This window comes from Candidatus Magnetobacterium casense (assembly GCF_019173545.1).
Lineage (GTDB): Bacteria > Nitrospirota > Thermodesulfovibrionia > Thermodesulfovibrionales > Magnetobacteriaceae > Magnetobacterium > Magnetobacterium cryptolimnobacter.
Genome location: NZ_JABXWD010000282.1, coordinates 1 through 4,757 on the forward strand (window position 1 = coordinate 1; position 4,757 = coordinate 4,757).

Annotated in this window: 4 protein-coding genes; 2 read left to right on the forward strand and 2 right to left on the reverse strand. The window is 45.9% G+C overall.

All coding sequences use genetic code 11. The features are described 5' to 3' along the window. Positions 1 to 2,135: bifunctional diguanylate cyclase/phosphodiesterase (locus tag HWQ67_RS13300; RefSeq protein WP_218253175.1), on the forward strand; the 2,135-nt coding region annotated here is incomplete at its 5' end. Between the two features lie 166 nt (positions 2,136 to 2,301). Beyond that, positions 2,302 to 4,044: a DNA mismatch repair endonuclease MutL gene (mutL, locus tag HWQ67_RS13305; RefSeq protein WP_218253176.1), complete on the forward strand. Its 1,743-nt coding sequence runs from the start codon at positions 2,302 to 2,304 to the stop codon at positions 4,042 to 4,044. 59 nt (positions 4,045 to 4,103) lie between these two features. Here the strand turns inward: mutL and HWQ67_RS20600 are convergent, their stop codons facing one another. Beyond that, positions 4,104 to 4,352 (reverse strand): type II toxin-antitoxin system HicA family toxin, encoded by a 249-nt coding sequence (locus tag HWQ67_RS20600; protein WP_218253177.1) that lies wholly within the window; start codon positions 4,350 to 4,352, stop codon positions 4,104 to 4,106. Beyond that, a complete protein-coding gene (locus tag HWQ67_RS13315; RefSeq protein ID WP_218253178.1) occupies positions 4,345 to 4,572 on the reverse strand; it encodes a type II toxin-antitoxin system HicB family antitoxin in 228 nt (75 codons plus the stop codon). The genes HWQ67_RS20600 and HWQ67_RS13315 overlap by 8 nt, the downstream gene beginning before the upstream one ends. Between the last annotated feature and the right edge of the window lie 185 nt (positions 4,573 to 4,757).

Below are 4,757 nucleotides of genomic sequence, written 5' to 3' on the forward strand. Positions count from 1 at the left end.
TTAGTTTGGTTGACAAAGAGGGAAACTTTATACAGGCCAATGATGCATATTGTAATATGTTGGGATATAATCACGAAGACTTTTCGCAAATGAGGTTGAGTGATATAGAAGCTTCAATGTCACCTGAAGAGCTAAAAGGGCACATGCGAAAAGTAATTGAGGCGGGTTCAGCTCGTTTTGAAACTAAAAATAGGCGCAAAGATGGCAGTATTGTTGATATCGAGATAAGTGTAAATTTCCTCAGAAGCGATAATTTATTGTTTGCATTTCTAAGAGACATTACAGAGCGTAAAAATATGGAAGAAGAGCTTAAACTTAAAAGTGAAGATATCGCAAGAAATTACGACATGCAAAACGTAGTAAACAGGATACTAAAGCTATCCTACAAAAACTTGACAATTAAGGAATTTCTTGACCTGGTGTTGGATGTCCTGTTTTCATTTCCCTGCTTTGCTATAAAACCTGTAGGTTGCATATTCCTGTGTGATGACACGGCAAGTGTGTTAAAAATGGTAGCAATAAAAAACTTCCCTACTGCACTATTGGAACCATGTAAGGAAATTCAGACAGGAAGGTGCATATGTGGATTGGCTGCATCAAAAAGGAAATTGATATATAAGGATCGTATCGACAGTGAACATGGGATAGTCTATGAGAACATGCCCGAACATGGTCATTATTGTGTACCGATCATAACGCAAGACAGGGTGTTAGGTGTCATAAATGTATATGTTGAGGCTGGCCATAAGCATAACAAGACAGAAGAACAATTATTGTTAATGCTTGCAGATACACTGGCAGCCATAATTGAACGCAGGATGGCGGATGAGAAGCTCGAATATATGGCAAACTATGATACGCTGACCGGAGTGCCAAACAGAACGCTATTGTATGACAGATTAACACAAAGTATAAACCAATCAAAGCGCTATAAAGACAAGACGGCTGTTTTGTACATAGACCTGGATAAATTTAAGGCCATCAACGATAAACACGGACATGATGCAGGTGATGTAGTATTAAAAAAAGCCTCTGCCAGGTTCAAACGCTCTGTAAGAGACGTAGACACGGTAGCCCGATTGGGAGGGGATGAGTTCGCTGTAGTGGTTAGAGGCTTTAATAAACCGGATGAGCTGACAGAGTTGTGTAGCAGGATAATTGACGAAATAGACAGACCTATGGAATATAAAGGAAAGACCTTGCTTGTCAATGCCAGTATTGGTATAAGCGTATATCCAAAGGATGGCAGTGACGGCATGTTGCTTCTAAAGAAGGCTGATACAGCCATGTATAACGCAAAGACGTCTTCCGGCAGCAATTTCTTGTTCTATGACGACAGCATGGATGGCAATCTAAGAGAAAGAGATAAATTGGAAGAAGATATACTTTATGCAATAACAAACAATCAGTTTGTACTGTATTATCAGCCCATTATAGACATCGCAACCAACAAGATAACGTCAGCAGAGGCATTAATACGTTGGAACCATCTGATATTTGGCCTAATATACCCTGATAGATTTATCTCCCTGGAAGAGGAGGCAGGGCTGGGTGTAGAGATAGACAGGTGGGTGATCAAGACGGTGATTGAGCAGAATATCTTGTGGCATAAACAAGGCTTGCCGTTATTAAATATAGCCGTTAATGTTACATGTAACCTATTACAGCAGGATGATTTTGCTGATTATGTTATTCGTACATTGTCGGACGTACAGATGGACCCTGAGTTTTTTGAAGTTGATATAGCCGAGTGTATTGCCAACCAGAATATAGAGCAAACCAAAACGGTTTTAACCCGGCTTAGTAACGCAGGGGTCAAGGTGTCACTGGATGACTTTGGTGCAGGTTACTCGTCTTTGATTTATCTGAAACGCCTACCGTTCGATAAGATCAAATTAGACAAGTTTTTTATCATGAACATAACACACGATCAAGATACACTGATAATAGTAAAGACCATAGTAGATATGGCACACAATCTGAGAAAAACCATAATAGCGAAAGGCATTGAGACGCAGGAACAGTTAGAATTGCTAACGTCAATAGGCTGTGACGAGGCGCAAGGATATCTGTTTGGTAAGCCTCTCAGTGCCGGAGATTTTATGGCATTTGAGAGGGATAAGGTATCCTCTTAAAAAAGCATGGTAAAATTAACTTATACACTGTTCATATCAAACCAGCCCTTTACGGGGTCAAGGGGACTGGTCCCCTTGCAGGGGGTTCTGAAGGGGGGCGGAGCCGCCCCTTTTTTTCTTTTCTTGTTCTCATGAAATATTAATAAGATACGGGATAAGGTTCATTATGGCGATAATAGAGATACTCAGGGACGATCTAATCAACCAGATAGCGGCTGGTGAGGTAATAGAGCGTCCGGCGTCGGTGGTCAAGGAGCTGGTGGACAACGCCCTCGATGCCACCGGCACGGATATCAGGGTGGACATACTCCTGGGCGGCAAGCGCCTGATACGGGTCTGCGACAACGGCTGCGGCATGGACAGGGAAGATGCCATCAGGTGCATACAAAGACACGCCACAAGCAAGATCAGGGAGGCCGAAGACCTGTTTAACATCACAACGATGGGTTTCAGGGGCGAGGCACTCTCCTCAATTGCCGCAGTCTCCAGGCTGACCATATCAACGGCGCTGAACAGTCCGTCCGTGCCCTCAGAGGGGACGTTCATAGAGGTTCACGGCGGCGTAGTCAAAGACGTCAGGGACAAGGTCACGTCGGGAACTACCATTGAGGTCAGAGACCTCTTCTACAACACCCCCGTGCGAAAGAGGTTCCTCAAGGGCACGTCTACCGAGCTGTACCACATCACGGAGACCGTCACGCAGGTGGCACTCATAAATCCGCAAAGACGCCTTTCACTGTACATCGACGAAAAGGCGACGCTGAACCTGCCTGTGGCAGCGGGCATAGACGAACGGATTGCCATGCTCTACGGAAGCGACTTTCTGCGGTCGCTGCTCCCCTTTGGGGTCAGTGGCGATGGTTTGAGCATCCGAGGGTTTGTCTCAAGGGCCGAAGGTGCCAGGAAGTCACGCTCGCACCAGTACATATTTGTCAACAATCGCTGCATCAGAGACAACGTCATAAGACATGCCGTGTACCAGGGGTTTAAGGACATCCTGCGCGATGGGGCGCATCCCGTGTTCTTCCTCTACATAGAGTCTGACCCCGCCACGGTCGATTGCAACGTACATCCCACAAAGCAGGAGATACGCTTTCTCCACAAGGACTACATCTACCAACAGGTGATAACTGCCGTAAAGGGGGCCATCAGGCAAGGCAACGACCACAGGGCTAATCCTGCCCAGCCCCAAGCTCAATCTGCCTCTACCTCGCTGTCGTCATTGCCGTCAGCCCCGTCGTCAAGGCCAACTTCCGCAACCGTTGAGGCAGGGCCGTTTAAGTATAAACCTAAGGAGCAGTCCCCCGAGTGCGTGGTCAGAGAGTCCGATCCACTGCCGTACACACCGGTCAGAGACTACCTCTATCTTGGGGACGTCTTTGTGGCGTATGCCGACAGGGACCGTCTGGTCATCGCCGACCACCACGCAGCACACGAACGGGTGATGTATGAGCGACTCAGGGATGGCGTGGGACTGGTAACTAACCGTTTGCTGTTTCCGATCCAGTTGAAGCTGCCATTGAAGGAGTTTTCGCTGTTGCGTCTGAACATGGACAAGGTGCGACAGATGGGCATTGAGATCGAGGAGTTTGGTGCCGATACGTTTATCATCCGTGGCGTACCGGCTGAACTCAAGGGTGTTGATATCTCTGCCGTGTTATCGGATATAGCCTCCAGCATGATTGATGCGAGCCTGGTCAGTCCCACGGATGACATCAAGGACGCCATGGCAAAGCGGATCGCCTGTCATAGTGCCGTGCGTGGGCGGGTTGTGTTGTCATCGGAGGAGTTAAATGCGCTCTTTAGGCAGTTGGCCTCAACAAACGACCCGCATCATTGCCCCCACGGTCGTCCAACACAGGTGTATCTCTCCCACGACGACCTCAGGAAGATGTTTAAACGGAAATAGAGAGCAGAGAGAGTAAGTGCCCGGATGATTTAGCGTGCGAAACTTGGAGAGGGTCTGATTTACCCCAACAACAAAGATAAGAGCAGTAACAGCTTTTCGCTTGTTATACCGGCCTTCTTGAGAATATTTGACAATGTCCCTTTTCTAATCGGTCTGTTGGAATGGATAGGCACTGGGATCGTAATTGTACCATCCTCTGTGGATTTCTGGTATATTTTATGGCTACCGGTATGTCTGACTGATTTAAAACCTTCTCTTTCAAGCACTCTGCAAAGTTCTTTGCCGTTAAGAGGAGGCACTTTAGCCATTTATAAATAGCTCCAGTTCTTTTTTGATGAGCGAATCAGAGAAGGAAGGAATGTTTTTGATCCCAACAACCTCAATATATCCCTGTGCCGCATCTTTGAGCATCTCTATTGCTTCATCCGTAGAATCCCCCTCTGTTGTAATGTCCAGTTCAGGACAATAAACTATGTATCCACCTTCCTCTGCCGGTATTAAATCCGCCGTAATCTTAATTTTTCTCATGTTTCAACTCCATATGTTTTATTAACTACTAGTATATTATAACAGATTTCAACTTTATAAAAAAAATAAAGCACACTGGTAGCACCAGCTCAATAGCATTGCGATGCTCTCAGGGCAATTGCATTAGAGAATTTTATGAATTGTTAATAGTTTAGCTTGTGTTTAAAAATCAAGGCTGCGCAGTA

Coding starts and splice junctions, on each gene's coding strand:
- mutL (WP_218253176.1), top strand. CDS start 2,302: ATGGCGATAATAGAGATACTCAGGGACGATCTAATCAACCAGATAGCG.
- HWQ67_RS20600 (WP_218253177.1), bottom strand. CDS start 4,352: ATGGCTAAAGTGCCTCCTCTTAACGGCAAAGAACTTTGCAGAGTGCTT.
- HWQ67_RS13315 (WP_218253178.1), bottom strand. CDS start 4,572: ATGAGAAAAATTAAGATTACGGCGGATTTAATACCGGCAGAGGAAGGT.